This window comes from Bacillus sp. V2I10, from assembly GCF_030817055.1.
In the GTDB taxonomy this organism is placed as follows: domain Bacteria; phylum Bacillota; class Bacilli; order Bacillales; family Bacillaceae; genus Bacillus_P.
On the sequence record NZ_JAUSYV010000002.1, the window covers coordinates 98,577 to 116,881 of the forward strand.

Below are 18,305 nucleotides of genomic sequence, written 5' to 3' on the forward strand. Positions count from 1 at the left end.
AATGTTTTAATATCGATTACTTATCTTCTTCCATTCTTTTTAACGTGCTCTGTGCGAATAGTCATGGGACTCTTTTTATCATTCTTTATGTTCTCTAAATACTTAACCAAATACGTTTCCGTTATTCTTACAGGTACATATCCTAATCGCTGTCGGATGATATTTTCAATAACAAACATCTTTTTAGACAGATATATATAATTTCTGCCGGTTTCTTTTTCTATCTTTTTATATCGATCTGTATCTTCTTGTTCACCTGCCCGATGGAAAATTTTCATATGGTGATACATATCTCTTCTCTCTTTTCTGATGAACTTTAATAAATACAAAAGCTCGAAAGATGAAAAAGTCATTAATTCAGGAGTGTTTTTATCAATATAATGATCAGCTACAAATTCCCTCACCCTCACTTCCAGCCTTTCATTGTTCTGCATTGCCCTATTTGAATTCACTCTCATATCGCAGAACCCACAGTAATACTGAAATTCATTCATCTTTTTAATGTCACTTCCGCAATATGGACATGTTTTCTTATTCATCTTGCTCTCCTCCTTAAGGAATTGAACATGGTTAAGAGATTTGGATTATGCTGCTGCGGCAGCAGCCAATAACAGGCTCGATGCCTGTTAGATCTAATACTTGAAAATCGAGTGTTTTTTCTTCCATTCGTATAGATTTATAAATTCATTCATAACTTAACCTTTAATATTATATAAACAAAGGGGCTATGCCCCTTTGTTCTAAATCTTACAGATAGCCTTTTTCTTTCAAGCTTATATGGTTTCCTTTATGGGTTACAATGATATGGTCAAGAAGCGCTATTCCTAAGGTCTTCCCTGCATCTGCAATTCTCCTTGTAACTTCTATATCTTCTATGCTTGGTGTTGGGTCGCCGGAGGGATGCTGATGACTGACGATAATAGAGGCTGCGTTGTTTAAAATAGCTGATTTCATCACCTCTCTTGGATGAACAACACTTGTATTTAAACTTCCAACGTGTGCCCGGTGTAACCCTATAACCTCATTTTTCGTATTAAGCATCATGACGAGAAATACCTCTCTGTCCTCATCTGCAATATAGGATGCCGCAAGCTTCTCTGCATCCATTGGGGAAGTTATTTTGTATGCGGCAAAAACTTCTTTTGCTTCCCTGATTTCCTGTCTGATTCGTACCACTTCAAAGATAGATTCTAAAGTCATTCTTCATTCTCCTTTGTAATTATGATTTTGGATTTTGCTTTTCAATATTTCTTGAGTGTTTTAAGGTTGTTTTCTTCCCTCCTTTTCTTTTTAATCTTCGGTTGTCCCTTTTGAAGGCGAAGCGCTGATGTTCCCCAAAGGGGGATGATTTTTCCCCTTTTGCAAGGAGAACGAAAAACACGCATAGACAATTGGTCAAGGGTGGTTTGAGCACAAAAAGTTTTTTATGCTGCAAGCATCTTATAAAAAAGTTTTTTGCCCCTTGAACGATTGACTCGCCGTCTTCATCTCCTGCCGGAAAGGTTCGGGTTCCTGCCGGCTGAAGATGTAGTCGGCTTGCGCTGTTTTACGATTCGGATTCAAAAGGGAAAAGCACAATAAAAAGCAGCCACGATTGGCTGCTTACCTTTTGATCTCTTTTTATTTTATTTTTGCACCTTAATATTTTCAGGTTTTCGGCTCGTTCGGTATGGCGGCTTGCCGCAAATGTAACAGGAACCTACGGCATGTAGGCGAATGCTATACAGACCGTGGTTATCGGGCCATTTAATGCCGAAGCGATACATACAGAATGACAGAAAGATGTTATTCCCTTTCTGATCAGTCTGTTGTGCTGCCGCCAAAAGAATACAAAAAGATTTAGTGCTAAAAGTTCAAAATACAAAAACAACAGCCTTAAGACTGCTTTGTAGATGTGGTACAAAAAAGATATCAATTTAATCAGCCTGATCATAATCATGTATGCTGACTCTATACGTATTAAAAATCAATATTTAGCGAATACATCTACTTAGCATCTTTCATTAAATCATCAATTACAATCATTTTATAATTTTATAAGCCGTTCTTTTTATGAACATAAACATTGAGGTATTCCAAATCAATTAGTTAAAAACATATATATATTATATACAATAACATATATGTTGTTGTATATAATATCTCTAAAGTTAATATTAAAGATATTATTATTTATATATAACCACGAACATAACACTATAAAGATTTCATTGTATTTCCTTTTAAGTCCTGTAAATCTCTGTTAACACCCCTTCTATTAGAACTATAGATGTTTTTTATTGAAAATAGTTTGAATTTTAAGAATAATTGTTGTATTATCTTATTAAAATGAACATGTTCATTTAATGAACATGTTCTAAATTTTAAAGGAGGTCTTTAAAAATTGACTACAAAAACATTTAACTTTTTACAACGAGTAAAAAACTTACGAAATGAGATGAGTAAAAAAAATATTTTTGTTTCATTGGTTTGGGATCCAGATAACCAGTATTATCTTAGCGGATTCCGTGCTATTTCCTACACGAGACCTATTTTATTATTCGTGTATGAAGACAAGCTGGAATATATCATTCCAGCTTTAGAAGAGCTTCACGCCAAGGAAAAATCTTTAGCTGATATACATCATGTGTACTATGAGCAAAACAATTACATTGGAAAACAAGTCACTTATCATCATCACTTTCAAGAAATCATTCAATCCTGGCCGAAAAACGTAAAAGTTGGGTTAGAAAAATCGATTGTTCCTGCATCTGTTTATGATGACTTATTAAAGATTGGAGCAGAAGTGGTATCAATTGACCAAGATCTTATTAATCTAAGAGCCATCAAAGATGAAAACGAAATGAAGTGGCTTGAAGAGGCAGGATGGCTGTCCGATGTAGCGATTACGGAATCATTAAAAAATGTACAGGCTGGTATCAGTGAATTAGAGTTTGATGCTATTGGTGATTATAAGCTCTTAAATGTCGCAGCTGAAAAATATCCTAATACAGTTGTTGGTTATGAAAACTGGACTTGTTCAGGAATTGAAAGATCAGTCATGCCTCACCTTTATTCCGGAACAAGAAAATTTCAAAATGGTGATGTAGTCATACATAGCAGGCAAGTTTGGGTAAATGGCTATCGAGCCGAAAATGAAAGAACATTTTTTATAGGGACACCAAATAATGAGCAGAGATACCTGTTTGATTTAGCGATCGAAGCACAAAGAGTGGGAATCGAAATGATTAAACCAGGTGTTCTAGCAAAAGATGTAGATATTGCATCCTTTGAAGTTTTTGCAAAAGCAGGCTACGGTGATTACGTGAATCATCGCATTGGACACGGTTTAGGATTGTCGGAGCATGAAGAGCCATATTTAAGATTTGATAATGATTTAATTCTCCAAGAGGGAATGGTGTATACCATTGAACCCGGTGTTTATGTTCCAGGAATTGGTGGGTTTAGACATTCCGATACTGTAATCTTGACTAAGAATGGCTGCAAGACCATTACAAACTACCCAAGACTAGCTGATGATTTAATTTTTTCTTGAATCATTAAGGACTATCAGAATAAAGGGATGATGCAGGTTGAATAAATGAAGAGAACCAAGGGGGAAGATGAATGAAAAAGGCTTCGGTTGATCACGTGATTTTTTGGCCATCTATTATTCTTGTGATTGTGGTTACTTTGTTACTGGTTTTCTTTCAAGCAGATGCGGAACCATTTATTAATAATGCTTTAAGTATAATTACGAATAAAACGGATTGGGTATTTCAATTTTTAACAGTTGGGATATTTGGGATATTACTTTGGCTAGCTTTTGGTAGATATGGAACGATTAAGCTTGGTTCAAAAGAAGATCTGCCTGAGTTTTCTAACTTCAGCTGGGGAGCCATGCTATTTTGTGCAAGCATGGGGACAAGCATCATGTTTTGGTCTGTTGTCGAACCGCTATACTACTATACGGGACCTCCTTTTGGGATTGAGGCCAATTCTAAAGAAGCTGCGGATATAGCGCTAAGCTATGGATTGTTTCACTGGGGAGTTTCAGCTTGGGCTCTTTATACCCTGCCAGCAGTAGCGATTGCCTATTCGTTTTTTGTAAAAAATAATTCTACCCTTCGCATTAGCTCAGCATGTAGAGGGGCACTAGGCAGACATTCGGACACTTGGGTAGGTAAAACTTTAGACGTTGTGATCATTTGGAGTATGGTAGGTGGATTGTCGACCTCTCTAGGTCTTGGGGTGCCAATGATTTCTACATTAATCGGCGATTTATTCGGAATTGAACAATCCACTGAATTGAACATTGCTATCATAGCGATTTGGACTGTGATTTTTAGCGCAAGTGCTTATATGGGGTTATACACTGGTATAAAAAAATTAAGTGACTGGAACGTTTATATGGCTTTAGGTTTAGCAGTCTTTGTTATGATTGTTGGCCCAACTTCATTCATTTTTTCATATTTTTCAAATAGCTTAGGAATTATGATAGATTCATTTGCCAAAATGAGTTTCTATACAGATCCTATTCAAAAAAGTGGGTTTCCACAATCTTGGACAGTGTTCTATTGGGCATGGTTTGCTGCAACCGCTCCTTTTATTGGGTTATTTATTGCAAGAATTTCAAAAGGCAGAACGATTCGTGAATTGATTTTCAATGTTCTACTTTGGGGAACGATTGGAAGCTGGTTATATTTCGCTGTTTTTGGCGGATATGCGATGAATTTAGAATTAACTGGAGAGCTATCACTTACTACTATTCTCTCTGAGCAGGGTGGACCAGCTGTCATATTAGCAGTTTTGAACTCTCTTCCTTTTACTACTATTGTAATGGTATTCTTTATAATATTGGGCTTTATCTTTTTATCCACTTCATTAGATTCTGCAACCTACGTTATAGCTAGCATTGCAACTAAAAAATTACATCATACCGAAGAGCCAGCCAGATGGCAGCGGATGGTGTGGGGAATTGTTCTAGCTTTCATGGCGGTGTCCTTAACATTGATCGGAGGATTGAGTATTGTACAAACATCTTCTGTCCTTGTAAGTATACCGGTGGTGGCAATGTACTTTTTACTAACTTATTCTCTCATAAAATGGCTGAAGACTGATTTTCCAAATGAAGAAAAACAACACGATATACAATTAAAAAAGGTTAATTAATCGTAACATACGAGAGATACTGTTTGTGAGACTCTTCCACTAATACTAGTCATTTTCTATGATTGGAAGAATAAAAAGCAGATCTCACATTATAAATAAAGGCTTTATCAATACTCACTGTTGATTTTGATTCAATGGTGTGAAATGTATATTTCACACCATTGAGCCAAAATACCAATATATTGTATAACAGAGCCAAAATAAAAATAAGATAAATTAATAGGTTAGGTGTTTAGAATGAAGGGCAAACAAATACAAACTGAACGAGTGATGAGATATTTTATTGATGCTGCTGCAGAAATCATTGAAAATGAAGGGATAGAGCAAGTTACAATCAGAAAGGTAGCAGATATTGCTGGTTACACTAGCTCAACAGCGTACAATTATTTCAAAGAGTTTACCCATTTATTATTTTTTGCATCAATGAAATTTACAAAAGACTATATTAAAGAGCTCCCATTATTTTTAGAAAAGGGAGAAAATACGATTGAGAAATGGCTTCAAAGTTGGATTTGTTTTTGCCAGCATTCTTTTGAAAGTCCACAAATTTTTTCTATGATCTTTTTAAGTGATTTAGGAGAGAACTCCGATAAACTACTAGAGCAATATTTTTCATTGTATGAGAAAGAATGGAGCTTTCTTTCTGATGAAATGAAACCTTTTGTATTGGAACATAGCTTTCAAAAAAGAAGTACTAATTATTTAAGACAGGCAGTAGAAGAGGGATTCTTACACATTGATGATGTTGAGCCGCTTGCAGACATGACCTTCTTAATCTGGAAAGGGATGCTATCTTCTATTATTAATAATAGAAGAGATGATTCAGACAAAGAAGCTCTTCATAAAACAATTCTCTATGTAAAAAAAATCACAATAGCAACTGTCGTCCAAGATAAAAAAGATCTCATTAAATTCGATATATAATCAACACCATGTTCTCATCACCTTCAAGAAAGAGTGAATTCTTTGAAAGAAATTTTACTAATCATTTTGCTGTAGCTAATCTATGTGCCATTGCTGTCACTACGTACAATATTTATGGTAAAAGGGCAAACGTTTCTGTCCGCTTTTTGTGGTATGGTGGAGGCACTTGTTTATGTATTTGGATTATCACTCGTTTTTACTGGAGAACAGAGTGGAATTACTATGGTTGTTTACGCTATAGGTTTTGGATTGGGTATTCTCGTTGGCGGATATGTAGAATCACGGTTAGCAATTGGTTATACAAGTTTAATTGTAAAAATTACAAATTCCAATGAAACTCTTATTATCCATCTCCGCGAATTGGGTTTTGGTGTTACGGTATTTGAAGGCCTAGGAAGAGATGGAATACGTTATCAGCTTGAAATTTTGACAAGAAGAGACCGTGAAAAGGAACTTTTGGATTTAATTCAAGAACATGAACCCCGTGCCTTTATCATCTCTTATGAGCCGCGGAAATTCAAAGGTGGATTTTTATTAAAAAGCATGAAAAAAAGAGGAATAAGAATGGACTAACATCACCGAAGCGACACAACAGACTGACCATATTATTCTCTTTCTGATCAAGTCTGTTGTGCTGCCGCAATAAATAGTTTTTAAAAAGGAAATGAGCAATACAGTGCTTCATAGAGTCCTGATTTTAATACTTATAAGCTTTAAAACGTTTAATTAAAAAGTTAAATAGTGCCCTTTCATCAAGTGTATGGCTTCAACGACAAATATATCAGAAGGATAATCAGTTGGATATCAGATGGTAAAAGATAAATGAGCTGAGAATATATAATTAATTTTATTTTCATTAAAAAGGCAAAAGCCTACATAACGGGTAATCAAAACCTCTAATATTTTTCTCAATATTAACTTTCACCAAGATTTCACTCCGTATATAACTAATATAAACGGCAACAAAGAAATAATGTAAGGTTTATTTTTCAGGTGAATTTGCAGCAACACCTTCATTTGCACCGCAAGTCTTCTTGGTGTTAAAAAAACATTTACCTCTCAAAAAGGGATACTTTTCTCCTTCAGCCAGTTCGTTGCTTTTAAAGAAAGCTGATTCATTGCATCTGTTACAAATCCTGCAGGCAGTTCCCAAAGTCCGAGTTCAAGCAGCAAATCGTGTTTACTCATCTGTTTTAGCCTCCTCCTTTTTCAGCATTGGAAATCTCCACGAACATTGTACATGTAATGCATATTCTGCTGTTTCTTCTGTTCTGCCTCTCCTAATAATTTGAACCATTTCTCCAAATCCGATCCTAAAGAGGTTTGTTGATCTTCCTGCTTACTGCATTTTCAAACCCATTATTTTTTTACACTAAAGCCAATGATACATATTTTTATATTTTTTTTGTCATTTGATTATGTAATATTATATTTTTCAACTTATATAATCTTAACCACCATATTACCTCATTCCCCCTGCACCAATTTCTCCATTGTTAAACAAGGAATGGAAGTACCATTACTTAAGCATTGCGCCATTTATTAATAAAAAAACGTATATATATTGGTTTTCAAGATGATCTATAACTATCAATTTTAACCCTATTTTCCCCTCCAGACTTACAAAATAATGTAATATTTCCTATATTTTGAATAACTCTAATATACTCATTACATTATTTTTAAAATAACGTATAATTTTGGATGCGATGCAAACACCTGAATATTCTAAAAATTATTAAATTCTAGAGTTTAATGGGGGAGGTTGGAAATAGTGGCACCACAAAAGTTAAGTAGACGTAAGTTTTTAGGTTATCTGGGAGCTGGATTAGTAACGGTAACAGCAGTTAGTTTGCCTATTAAAGCATTTGCAGGATTAAACGGTACGAAAGCTACATCTGAGCTAAATTCAGAGGATTTACCGAAAGAACCTGGTACATGGGGAGATACAATTTTAGACATGGAAAATGAGCTACCTCAAGATCCAAATGTGCTCCTGATGGATGTAGAAGCCATTTATAAATTAAATCAATGAAATTGAATAATAAATCGGGAGGTAGTTTTTATGTCTTTACGAATAAATATGGTCAACACAGCCATATCTCAGATTGGCACATTGGAAGGGAATAATAATGACAATAAGTATGGGAGATGGTTCGGTCTAAACAATCAGCCATGGTGTGCCATTTTTGTGAGCTGGTGTGCTACTAATTCAGGTAATATGAACTTCAATGGGGAACACCGTCCACTTTTTGCTCGCAGTGCTGCAGTAAGAGAGCATCGATGGTTTCATGAAAATTTTGGTGAGTATTTTTCTAAATCAGGATTCATCAATTATATTGGGAATGACTCCAAGAAGGTTGCCAGAGCGACAGGATGCCTTATTTTTTTTAGTGGAGACTCGCATATAGGCATCGTAGAACAATATTATCCTGGGGAACAAGCAGTGCTTACAGTAGAAGGAAATACTTACACCCCCTCTAAAGGTGAGCAAATTCAAGGCGTGTTTCGTCGTTATCGACGTCTATCAGATTCGAAAATAGTGGGATTTGCTCTTCCTTACTATGAATTTTATAGCAGCGGATCCCCTGAGGGCGTAAAGCCTGTACCACCTCCTTACGGCAACAGTGGTACTGTAGATAACCCCACATCATTCCCTGGAGCAAGGTATTTCTATATTGGTGCCTACAATAACTATGTCACCCTATTAGGAAAAATGCTAATAAAAGCTGGATATGGTAATTTCTATCAAGTAGGAGCAGGTCCTCGCTTTACAGAAACAGACCGGCAAGCTTGCGCAGCCTTTCAAAGAGCACAAGGCTGGAGTGGAAGTGATGCAGATGGTTTTCCTGGATCATCTACGTGGGAGCGCCTTAGTGCCATCTATTATGGTGGTGGCGGAAGTGGTGAAAGCAACTGGCCTCCAGCATTTCCAGGTGCACAATATTTTAAGGCTGGAGCCTCTAACCAATACGTAAAATTATTGGGTGTGCAGTTAGTGAAGGCTGGATTTGGTCGACACTATTCCGTTGGACCGGGTCCTGCGTGGAGTGAAGCAGATCGACTAAACTGTCAAGAGTTCCAAAAAGCACAAGGGTGGACTGGCAGCAATGCAGATGGATATCCGGGTCCTACGACATGGCAAAGATTGTTTGATATAGTTGGCAGCCCACCAAATGTTTCCACATTCCCAGGAAGCCATTTCTTTGGCCCTGGTGCAAATAACGAATATGTTACAACAATGGGTAAACGATTAATTAACAAAGGGTATGGTCAGTATTATTCTGTCGGAGCAGGTCCAAAATGGAGTGAGGCAGACCGTCAAGCTTGCGCTGCTTTCCAACGTGCTCAAGGTTGGTCTGGGAGTGATGCAGATGGCATTCCCGGTCCCTCAACATGGCAAAAGCTCTTTGCATAAAAAAATTAACAGAGAGGAAATGATAAAATGCCAAACATTGGAGTTCCTGGATTAATACTTATATTAGTAATTGCGCTTATTATTTTTGGGCCGTCAAAACTCCCTGAAGTTGGACGTGCCTTTGGTAACACATTAAAAGAATTTAAAAACGCAACCAAGGATCTAGTGTCTTCAGATTCTAAAAAGGAAGATTAATTCAAATAATTGGATAGTAAAGTTATTGGTTTGGAAAGAGATATATGTCTTATCTCTTTTCTTTCCTTTTAAGAGGTGAATATATGAAAGATGAGGAAATTGATTTAATTATCCATTTTGAAGAAATGAGGAAAAGATTAATCTATATCCTTAGTAGTTTTTTAATCTTTTTCTTTTTTTCGTTTGTTTTTGTGGAAGATGTATACGCATGGTTAGTTAAAGACCTAGAATTTAAGCTTGCCATACTTGGTCCAGGTGATATTTTATGGATATATTTTAAAATATCTGCCGTAATATCTGTTGCCCTTACCACACCTCTAACTGCATACCATGTTTGGAAGTTTGTTTCGCCAGCACTTCAAAATCATGAAAGAAAAGCAACTTTTATGCTAATACCGGCTTTATTTCTTCTGTTTATTATCGGGATTTCTTTTGGTTATTTTCTTGTATTTCCTATTGTTCTTTCCTTCATGCAAGAATTGGCTGGAGGTGGTTTCCAAGAATTTTACACAACAGAGAAATATTTTAGTTTCCTGATTAGCCTTACCGTACCATTTGGTTTTTTGTTTGAATTACCTGTTGTCGTTCTTTTTCTAACAGCTATTGGCATCTTAAATCCGCAAATGTTAAAAAAATCTAGAAAGATCGCTTATTTTATTCTCACCTTAACATCTGTTTTAATAACACCCCCAGATTTTATATCAGACATTTTGGTTTTAGTTCCACTTATATTAATTTATGAACTAAGCATTAATTTATCATCCTTCATTTATCGAAATAGGATACAAAAAACAGAAGTTTTTTGATTGATTTAAATTTCTTTTTAATATCAATTTATATTAATATTTGATGGTGAAGCTTAGGGTGTGTAATTTTGGGTGGGAAAATTAAGATTCAGTGTAATTTCTGAAGAAGCAGAAACAAGCTCATTCTACACAATAAGGAAGTAGTTGCTAAGGTGTCTCCTGAATTAATTCTTGATACACCTTCTTTACTGTTTTTTTCAAAGATTTATTTATATCTAAATTCATCAACATATATGATGATATATATTTAGTGTTATATGTCCAAATTATTATCAATATTATTGTATCATGTATTGTAACCGTTTAATTCAAAAGAATGAGCAGAAACTTTATGCATTATTAATAGACAATTACAAGTTAAGGAGAAAAGTTAATGACCCTTAAATTGAGCAACTCAACTGGTGCCCTAGTACTCTTTGGTGCTGCAGTAGGAGCTGTTTTGGGATTGGTTGCATATGTGAATAATTGGCTGGGATAAGGATTTTAATGTTGTGTATTATTTAATGGTGTAAACGGCGATTAGGTTAACAAGCTGCATCCGGACAATGTCATTAAAGCTATTAACCACCCTTATCTCGCCTGCTTTTTCATTCCAGTAATGAACGGTGCCGATAAAATGCATGACATGATCACCATGCAGATAAACAAATGATAAATCAAAATGAAACTCCATTGATTCACTGATTAACAATTGAATGCTGTCATGTTTCTCTTTAGGGATCATTATCAAGGTTTTACCTTCTTTCTAATAGATTCATTACCCATTATACGAATGTTTGTTCTTATTTTCAATGATTGAAGAATCAATTTGGTTGTGAGAACTTTCAATTAGCTTTTAAGACAGGCTCGTATGTTTCCCTCAAAGGAAAAAACGCATGTTTTTTTCACCCATGCGTGCTGATGGCACCGGCTTTTACGCCGGCGCCAATTGCTTTACCTTTCATACTTACTCTGAATCCTCCTCCCAAATTGCTCCCAGAATATAATCAGAGGCTTTCTGAGCCTGTGAGGCTGCCTTCAGTACAATGCGCTGATCTTTCTTTAGAGTCCGTATCTATGAGTCAATATAGCTGGCACTGTTATCTATCGTACTGTTGTCAATCCCTGCTACCCCGCACAGCATGGCCGCGCCCATTTCAGCAACCAGTTCTTCTTTGGAATAGACTTCATCTCCGAAGGCTACACCATCTGTGGTGATGCCAGGGCGGGCATGTCGGCTGATATGGCCCGTGCTGTGAATCATTTCATGAAACAAGGTGCAGTAGTATTCTTCCGCAAACTGAAAATCATGGATAGGCGGACAATTAATACTGTCCCAAGTTGGATAATAAACAGCTTGGCCGGACTGAAAGGTATAGCTGGGCGAATTCGTATAACCGTTAAAAATCTCCTCTCCCTTTAGAATGGGATTGTGGTCATATGTTTCATAACTGCTTTTTCTTTTAAGGCCTGTGCATTGCTTATTAATCTCCCAAACCCGGTAATAGAAGGGTTTGGCATATTTCTTTTTTTCCTTCGTTTCTTCGTCTTCTTTCTCTTTCCAGAGCCAATAAACAATAATGTGCGAATGCTTCATTTCTTCTTTTTTAATACGTCCTCCAGCTTCTAAAACCTGTTTCTTAAAAAGTTTTTTATGCTGCAGGCGATTTTATAAATAAGTTTTTGCCCCTTACCGATTGACTCGCCGTCTTTATTTCCTGCCGGAAAGGTTCAGGTTCCTGCCGGATGGAGATGTAGTCCGGCTTGCGCTGTTTTACGATTCGGATTCAAAAGGGAAAAGCACAATAAAAAGCAACACAGACCGTTGTTATCGGTCCATTTAATACCGAAGCGACACGTACAGACTGACAGAAAGTCGTTCTTTCCTTTCTAATCAGTCTGTCGTGCAGCCACCCAATCATATGAATATTTCAATTAAAAATGTATTCCTAATTTCTAAAGAAAATATGCAGTCTAGACTGCCTTGGTCAATAGAGAAGATTGTTTAATTAGAGAATCCATAAATTACACCTCGCCGAAATAGAACATATGTTTTTATAATGGATGAATTGAAAGGTGGCGATGATCCCTTGCTTAGAGACCGGGGAAAAATAAAGTGGCAAGGTTTCTTTATGACGGAACATGTAAAGCTGCTGTGGGATATAAAGGTCTTTTATCAGTAATCTTGCTAGATAAATCTTACTCGAAATCAACACAAAAAAGGTAGATAAGACTGAACTTCTATGATATTAAAAGCTGCTTAACTTGCAATAGGTTAAAGTGACATCATAAATAATTATTTATTTTCATAACCTCAACACGCTTTATTTCGTTCTATTAGGTCAGTTAGATTCAATAAAAAATCCGCACTTTTAAAGTGCAGATTTATTTTGAATTTTTTATTTAGTTACTGCTCCTGCTTCAACGAGTAATTCTACAAGATGAATGGCTCTTATTCTTTCTTCTAAACCTTCCCTTTTGATACCCAATTTCATTTGTAACAAACAACCCGGGTTTGTTGTAACAATAATAGAGGCTTTAGTATCCTTTACTTTTTCCATTTTCAAATCTAAAATGTCCATCGATTCTTCGTAATTGACTAAATTGTAAATACCTGCTGATCCACAGCACCTATTATAATCTTTCATCTCTTGGTAGCGTATACCTAGAACTTGATTTAGAAGGAAAAGTGGTTCTTCAATAACCTTCTGCACATGTGTCATATGACACGATGATTGATAAGTCACAATAGAGTTCATTTCCTTGGTGAAATTTAATCCATCTAATTCACATAAAATTTCTGAAATATCTCTTATCTTATTAACAAAGTTTTTAGCACGTTTATGCCAACCCTCTTCATTATGAAAAAGATGGTCATATTCAATTAAAGTTGCACCACACCCACCGGCATTATTAACAATATAGTCCACATTTTCGCTTTCAAAAGCTTCAATATTTATTTTAGCAAGTTTTTTAGCAGAATCCATTTTTCCCGCATGAGCGTGCAAGGCCCCACAGCACGTTTGAGCTTCCGGTATAATAACTTCTGCCCCTGCCAAGGTTAATAAATCAATAGTTTTTTTATTAATATTTAGGAAAATAGCGTCCATTACACAGCCTGTCACAAAGCCAACTGTCATTTTCTTTGTTCCCTTTACGGGGTAATGTCTAGACATTTTTTTACGACTCAAAGGTGAAGAGATATCTGAAAGAACGGATTCAAAGTTTCCTAGTTGGAAGGGAAGCATCCTAGTGATTCCCGTCTTTTGAGTGATTTGTTGTAGCCCTGATTTCTGATATAGCCACGTAGCGTTCCCAATAAAATCCATCCATTTTTTCGAGGGAAATACATGGTCAAAAATTACATTTTCAGTAATTTTTTGCGTTGTTGTTTTTTCTGCTGATTCCTCTAATACCTCTTTCGCCCCTTCTAAGATCTTGCCATATTGGACATTTGTAGGACAAACTGTTACACAAGCACGGCACCCAAGGCATTTTTCAATTGGTTCTCTTAGGTCTTCTATTGTGATTTTACCTTCTGCTAGCATTTTAACGAGGTTAATTCGACCCCTTGGAGAATGGGACTCGATTTTCATAGTTTCAAATGTCGGACAAGCTGGTAAACAATATCCACATTGGACGCAATTGAAAGTTTCATCATAGTTTAATTTTCTTTGGAGTTCAGAAATCGCACTCATTCCCTCAACACCAACTTCTGTCCCTTTTCTGGGAATATTTTCCCAGGATTTAATATATTATTTGGATCCCAAGCTTGTTTAACACGTTTCATCATATCTAAACCGAAGTGTCCCAACTCCATTTCCATAAAGGGAGCTTTCAATGTTCCAATTCCATGTTCTCCTGACAAAGTCCCCCCTAATTTAATTGCAGCTTCAAATATTTCTTCAACTGCTTTTTCTACTCGTATCATTTCTTCTACATCCCGTTTGTCACAAATAATATTAGGATGAAGATTTCCGTCCCCTGCATGACCAAAGACAACAAGATGAACTTTATATTTTTCACCAATTTCTTTTAATCTTTGAAACATATCCGGAATCTTACTACGGGGTACTGTGGCATCTTCTGAAACCTTTGTAGGTTTTATTTTGACTATAGCTGGTGAAACCAACTTTCTTGCCTTCCAGTATATCTTTGCTTCATTATCGTTTTTTGCTATTTTTACATCAACAGCTCCAATCTCTTTAAAAATCTTCTCAACTGTATTCATTTCCTCTCTAATGGCAATTGGATGACCATCAAGTTCGATTAAAAGTATCGCCTCAGATGCGATAGGAAGACCTAATGGTTGATAGTTCTCAACAGCTATCATAGAATGCTGATCCATTATTTCCATTTTTGAAGGAAGAATGCCTGATGTTAAAATTTTAGATATTGCTTTTCCGGATAAAATAAGATCATCAAAAACAGCCATCAAAGTTAAAGTAGCAGGTGGTTTAGGAATCAATTTTAACGTGGCCTCGGTTATAATGCCGAGTGTTCCTTCAGATCCTACTATTAGTTTCGTTAAATCGTAACCGGTTACATTCTTTATTGTTCTCCCGCCAGTTTTTATTATTTCCCCTTCAGGGGTTACAACTTCTAAGCCAATAACATAATCCTTTGTCACGCCGTATTTTAGTCCTCTTGGACCTCCGGAATTTTCTGCTAAATTGCCTCCAATTGTAGAAACATGTGAACTGCTAGGATCAGGTGGATACATGAGTCCGTGTCTTTCAGCAGCTTCATTGATCCTAGCTGTGAGCACCCCAGGAGAAACAACAGCAATCAGGTCATCCGGCTCAATACTCAAATAACTATCCCATTGAGACATATCTAAAACGATCCCCCCTTTTACAGGCAATGGACCTCCACTTAGAGAGGTCCCTTGCCCACGAGGGTAAACTGGAATTTTATACTTGTTAGCCAATTTTAAAATTGATGAAACTTCTGATTTATTCTTCACCTGAATCACCATATCAGGGAGAAATGTGCCAAAAGAAGCATCGTAGCTATAACTATACCTATCAGATAAATCCGTAAAAATTTGGTTAGAAGGAATGACTTCCTTAACTTCGTTCAATTTCAAGTCCATTTTCATTGACTCCTTCGATTAACCAATATTTAAAGAAACAAATTTCTCTTCTAAATATTCTTTAATCCCATATTTCCCCCCTTCTCTTCCAACACCGCTTTCTTTCACTCCTCCGAATGGGGCTTGAGCTGTTGTAGGCATAGAATCATTGATTCCAATTATTCCATATTCAAGAGATTCCATCACGCGGAATGCACGATTTAGATCTGATGTGTAACAATATGAGGCGAGTCCATAATCTGGATGGTTCGCTCTTTCAATTGCTTCCTCTTCTGTTTTAAAAGTAAAAATTGGAACAACTGGACCGAATGTTTCTTCAGTAGCAATTTTCATAGATTCATTTGCATTTTGTATGACAGTAGGTTCATAAAAGACACCTTTATCATAGTTTTCCACCTTTTTTCCTCCGCACACGATAAGACCGCCTTTTTGTTCAGCATCTTCTACATGCTCGATGACTTTGGTGAGACTGTCTTCATTGATTAATGGACCAATGTCAGTGCCTTTCTCCATGCCATTCCCAATTTTTAATCGTTTTACTTTTTCAACAAATTTGTTGGTAAATTCATCAGCCACTTCTTGATGAACATAGATTCGATTCGTACAAACGCAAGTTTGCCCTGCATTTCTAAATTTGCTTGCTACAGCTGCTTCTGCTGCTTTCTCTAAATCCGCATCACTGAAAACAATGAATGGAGCATGTCCACCCAATTCCATTGAAACCTTTTTCACCGTACGGGATGCTTCACTCATCAGTTTCTTTCCAATCTCTGTCGAACCTGTGAAAGTCAATTTCCTTATTTCCTTGCTGTCTAATAGTGTCTGGGCGATCTCACTAGAAGATCCGATAACCAAGTTGGCAACTCCCTTCGGTAGCCCTGCTTCATCAATCGCTTCAAAAATTTTAATAGCAGTTAAAGGAGTAGTTGATGCTGGTTTTAATATAACTGGACATCCTGCAGCCAACGCCGGAGCAAGTTTTCGAGTCACCATTGCAGCTGGGAAGTTCCAAGGTGTTATAGCTCCTGTAATTCCAACTGGCTCTTGCAAAACTAAAATTCTTTTATCCGGACTAGATGCAGGAATCGTCTCACCGTAAATCCGTTTTGCTTCCTCTGCATACCAATCGATGTAAGCTATCGCTAATTTTACTTCACCAAGAGATTCTTTAAGTGGCTTACCCATCTCCTTTGTGATAGTAACAGCCAGCTCTTCTTCCATACTTTTTAACAGGGAGGAAATTTTATTAAGATAACGTGACTTCTCATCTGCGCTCGTCTTCTTCCAACTTTTATAAGCAGCAGAAGCTGCTTGAATCGCTTCTTTTACATCATTCGCTCCACCAAAGGCAACTTCACCAATGATCTCTAGATTAGCAGGATTATACACTGACATGCGTTCTTTTGACTGAGCAACTTTCCATTTCCCGTTAATGTATAGCATGGCCACTCTCCTTTTTATCTAGTTTTTTTAATCCCTCTTTTAATATCTTAAAAGCCTGATCAAGCTCAGATTTTAAAACCGTTACAGGTGGGATAAAACGTAAGACATTCTTATCCGATCCACAAGGTAATAGAATAAGTCCATTTTCTAATGCATATTGCCTCATGTCAGTCACTTTTTGGGGATCCGGCTTACCTTTATGATCAATAAATTCCACCCCAATCATTAAACCTAGCCCCCTTACATCACCAATACCATTAAACTCATTTTTCAATTCTAGTAATTTTTGTTTAAAGTAGTTTCCCATTTTTTCAGCGTTTTCAATACCTTCTCGTTTTAATATTTTTATAGAAGCAATTGCTGCTGAACATGAAACTGGATTCCCACCGTATGTCCCACCATGTGTTCCAGCTTCCCACTTCTCCATGATTTCACGCTTAGCAACTAGGGCACTTAATGGAAAACCAGATGCAATTCCCTTACCTAAAGTTAGGATATCGGGCTCGACCCCAAAGTGCTCATAAGCAAACATCTTACCTGTTCTGCCAAAACCGGTCTGTACTTCATCAAAAATTAGCAGAATGCCAAATTGATCACAAATCGCTCTTATTTGTTTCAAAAATCCCTTCGGAGGAACAATATATCCTCCTTCACCCTGGATTGGCTCAAGAATAATTGCAGCTACTTGAGAAGGATCTACCTGATATTGAAAAACGTCTTCCAAGCTTTGAATACACCTTCTCGTTTCTTCTTCTTCACTCAGACCTGTTCGAAAAGTATATGGATATTCGCATAAGTAAACACTTGGTAACAAACCTTCATAATCTTTTCTATATGCAGAACTTGAAAAAGTAATGGATGTTGTCGCTATTGTACGACCGTGGAATCCTCTTTTAAACGATATAATCGCAGGCCGTTTGGTTGCCTTTTTCGCTAATTTAATAGCTCCTTCATTAGCTTCTGCACCACTATTTGAGAAATACACCATTCGCTTAGATCCCGTAAGATCATTTAGTATCTCAGCTAATTCGATATAAGAAGGATAATAGGCAACATTATGACCAATATGAATCATCGAATCCAATTGTTCCTTTACCGCGTTAATTACCTCTGGATGGCAGTGCCCTACATTATTGACCCCTACTCCACTAGCAAAATCCAAATATTTCTTCCCGTTTTCGTCCACTACTGTAGAGTCGTATGCACTCGTAACTCCAATTGAAGTAGCTCTATTAGCTACGGGTGGCAATACTTTTAACGCTCTCTCTGATAAACTGCTGTTGTACTTCAAATG

At 36.6% G+C, this 18,305-nt stretch carries 17 protein-coding genes; 8 read left to right on the forward strand and 9 right to left on the reverse strand.

The annotated features are described in order from the left end of the window. Positions 1-20: 20 nt before the first annotated feature. Both QFZ72_RS27760 and QFZ72_RS27765 read right to left on the reverse strand, forming a co-directional pair. Positions 21-539: a hypothetical protein gene (locus tag QFZ72_RS27760; protein ID WP_307440238.1), complete on the reverse strand. Its 519-nt coding sequence runs from the start codon at positions 537-539 to the stop codon at positions 21-23. 208 nt (positions 540-747) lie between these two features. Next, on the reverse strand, positions 748-1,200 hold the full coding sequence (locus QFZ72_RS27765; RefSeq protein ID WP_307440239.1) for a JAB domain-containing protein: 453 nt from the start codon (positions 1,198-1,200) through the stop codon (positions 748-750). A 1,183-nt stretch (positions 1,201-2,383) separates the two neighbouring features. On the opposite strand from QFZ72_RS27765, the gene QFZ72_RS27770 reads away from it, so the two are divergent. From QFZ72_RS27770 to QFZ72_RS27785, 4 genes are all read left to right on the forward strand, one after another. Further along, entirely contained in the window at positions 2,384-3,535 is a 1,152-nt protein-coding gene (locus tag QFZ72_RS27770; RefSeq protein ID WP_307440241.1) for a M24 family metallopeptidase, read from the forward strand. 71 nt (positions 3,536-3,606) lie between these two features. After that, positions 3,607-5,151 (forward strand): BCCT family transporter, encoded by a 1,545-nt coding sequence (locus tag QFZ72_RS27775; RefSeq protein WP_307440242.1) that lies wholly within the window; start codon positions 3,607-3,609, stop codon positions 5,149-5,151. Between the two features lie 237 nt (positions 5,152-5,388). Beyond that, positions 5,389-6,075: a TetR/AcrR family transcriptional regulator gene (locus QFZ72_RS27780; RefSeq protein ID WP_307440244.1), complete on the forward strand. Its 687-nt coding sequence runs from the start codon at positions 5,389-5,391 to the stop codon at positions 6,073-6,075. 78 nt (positions 6,076-6,153) lie between these two features. Beyond that, on the forward strand, positions 6,154-6,648 hold the full coding sequence (locus QFZ72_RS27785; RefSeq protein ID WP_307440650.1) for a DUF2179 domain-containing protein: 495 nt from the start codon (positions 6,154-6,156) through the stop codon (positions 6,646-6,648). A gap of 486 nt (positions 6,649-7,134) precedes the next feature. Here QFZ72_RS27785 and QFZ72_RS27790 read toward each other — a convergent pair whose 3' ends face one another. Beyond that, positions 7,135-7,263 (reverse strand): hypothetical protein, encoded by a 129-nt coding sequence (locus QFZ72_RS27790; RefSeq protein ID WP_373464732.1) that lies wholly within the window; start codon positions 7,261-7,263, stop codon positions 7,135-7,137. A 586-nt stretch (positions 7,264-7,849) separates the two neighbouring features. On the opposite strand from QFZ72_RS27790, the gene QFZ72_RS27795 reads away from it, so the two are divergent. The 4 genes from QFZ72_RS27795 to tatC all read left to right on the forward strand — a co-directional run bounded on the left by QFZ72_RS27795 (position 7,850) and on the right by tatC (position 10,494). Further along, on the forward strand, positions 7,850-8,110 hold the full coding sequence (locus QFZ72_RS27795) for a twin-arginine translocation signal domain-containing protein (protein ID WP_307440247.1): 261 nt from the start codon (positions 7,850-7,852) through the stop codon (positions 8,108-8,110). A gap of 30 nt (positions 8,111-8,140) precedes the next feature. Then, positions 8,141-9,493, forward strand: a complete 1,353-nt coding sequence (locus QFZ72_RS27800; protein WP_307440249.1) for a peptidoglycan-binding protein — start codon at positions 8,141-8,143, stop codon at positions 9,491-9,493. Between the two features lie 27 nt (positions 9,494-9,520). Further along, complete coding sequence (gene tatA / locus QFZ72_RS27805) at positions 9,521-9,688, forward strand: twin-arginine translocase TatA/TatE family subunit (protein ID WP_307440251.1); 168 nt, start codon at positions 9,521-9,523, stop codon at positions 9,686-9,688. A gap of 83 nt (positions 9,689-9,771) precedes the next feature. Continuing rightward, a complete protein-coding gene (tatC, locus tag QFZ72_RS27810; RefSeq protein WP_307440253.1) occupies positions 9,772-10,494 on the forward strand; it encodes a twin-arginine translocase subunit TatC in 723 nt (240 codons plus the stop codon). 496 nt (positions 10,495-10,990) lie between these two features. On the opposite strand, the gene QFZ72_RS27820 is transcribed toward tatC, so the two are convergent. The 6 genes from QFZ72_RS27820 to QFZ72_RS27845 all read right to left on the reverse strand — a co-directional run bounded on the left by QFZ72_RS27820 (position 10,991) and on the right by QFZ72_RS27845 (position 18,302). After that, on the reverse strand, positions 10,991-11,224 hold the full coding sequence (locus tag QFZ72_RS27820; protein ID WP_373464733.1) for a YolD-like family protein: 234 nt from the start codon (positions 11,222-11,224) through the stop codon (positions 10,991-10,993). Between the two features lie 324 nt (positions 11,225-11,548). Continuing rightward, a complete protein-coding gene (locus QFZ72_RS27825; protein WP_307440255.1) occupies positions 11,549-12,070 on the reverse strand; it encodes a zincin-like metallopeptidase domain-containing protein in 522 nt (173 codons plus the stop codon). Positions 12,071-12,872: 802 nt separating this feature from the next. Continuing rightward, on the reverse strand, positions 12,873-14,171 hold the full coding sequence (locus QFZ72_RS27830; protein ID WP_307440256.1) for a (Fe-S)-binding protein: 1,299 nt from the start codon (positions 14,169-14,171) through the stop codon (positions 12,873-12,875). Further along, positions 14,168-15,574, reverse strand: a complete 1,407-nt coding sequence (locus QFZ72_RS27835) for an FAD-binding oxidoreductase (protein ID WP_373464734.1) — start codon at positions 15,572-15,574, stop codon at positions 14,168-14,170. The genes QFZ72_RS27830 and QFZ72_RS27835 overlap by 4 nt, the downstream gene beginning before the upstream one ends. A gap of 12 nt (positions 15,575-15,586) precedes the next feature. Continuing rightward, positions 15,587-17,011 carry an NAD-dependent succinate-semialdehyde dehydrogenase gene (locus tag QFZ72_RS27840; RefSeq protein ID WP_307440261.1) on the reverse strand — a complete coding sequence of 475 codons (1,425 nt, stop codon included), beginning with the start codon at positions 17,009-17,011 and terminating at the stop codon, positions 15,587-15,589. Then, entirely contained in the window at positions 16,998-18,302 is a 1,305-nt protein-coding gene (locus tag QFZ72_RS27845) for an aspartate aminotransferase family protein (RefSeq protein ID WP_307440263.1), read from the reverse strand. The genes QFZ72_RS27840 and QFZ72_RS27845 overlap by 14 nt, the downstream gene beginning before the upstream one ends. Between the last annotated feature and the right edge of the window lie 3 nt (positions 18,303-18,305).

Coding starts and splice junctions, on each gene's coding strand:
- tatA (WP_307440251.1), top strand. CDS start 9,521: ATGCCAAACATTGGAGTTCCTGGATTAATACTTATATTAGTAATTGCG.
- QFZ72_RS27765 (WP_307440239.1), bottom strand. CDS start 1,200: ATGACTTTAGAATCTATCTTTGAAGTGGTACGAATCAGACAGGAAATC.
- QFZ72_RS27780 (WP_307440244.1), top strand. CDS start 5,389: ATGAAGGGCAAACAAATACAAACTGAACGAGTGATGAGATATTTTATT.
- QFZ72_RS27790 (WP_373464732.1), bottom strand. CDS start 7,263: ATGAGTAAACACGATTTGCTGCTTGAACTCGGACTTTGGGAACTGCCT.
- QFZ72_RS27825 (WP_307440255.1), bottom strand. CDS start 12,070: ATGAAGCATTCGCACATTATTGTTTATTGGCTCTGGAAAGAGAAAGAA.
- tatC (WP_307440253.1), top strand. CDS start 9,772: ATGAAAGATGAGGAAATTGATTTAATTATCCATTTTGAAGAAATGAGG.
- QFZ72_RS27830 (WP_307440256.1), bottom strand. CDS start 14,171: ATGAGTGCGATTTCTGAACTCCAAAGAAAATTAAACTATGATGAAACT.
- QFZ72_RS27835 (WP_373464734.1), bottom strand. CDS start 15,574: ATGAAAATGGACTTGAAATTGAACGAAGTTAAGGAAGTCATTCCTTCT.
- QFZ72_RS27775 (WP_307440242.1), top strand. CDS start 3,607: ATGAAAAAGGCTTCGGTTGATCACGTGATTTTTTGGCCATCTATTATT.
- QFZ72_RS27840 (WP_307440261.1), bottom strand. CDS start 17,011: ATGCTATACATTAACGGGAAATGGAAAGTTGCTCAGTCAAAAGAACGC.
- QFZ72_RS27760 (WP_307440238.1), bottom strand. CDS start 539: ATGAATAAGAAAACATGTCCATATTGCGGAAGTGACATTAAAAAGATG.
- QFZ72_RS27800 (WP_307440249.1), top strand. CDS start 8,141: ATGTCTTTACGAATAAATATGGTCAACACAGCCATATCTCAGATTGGC.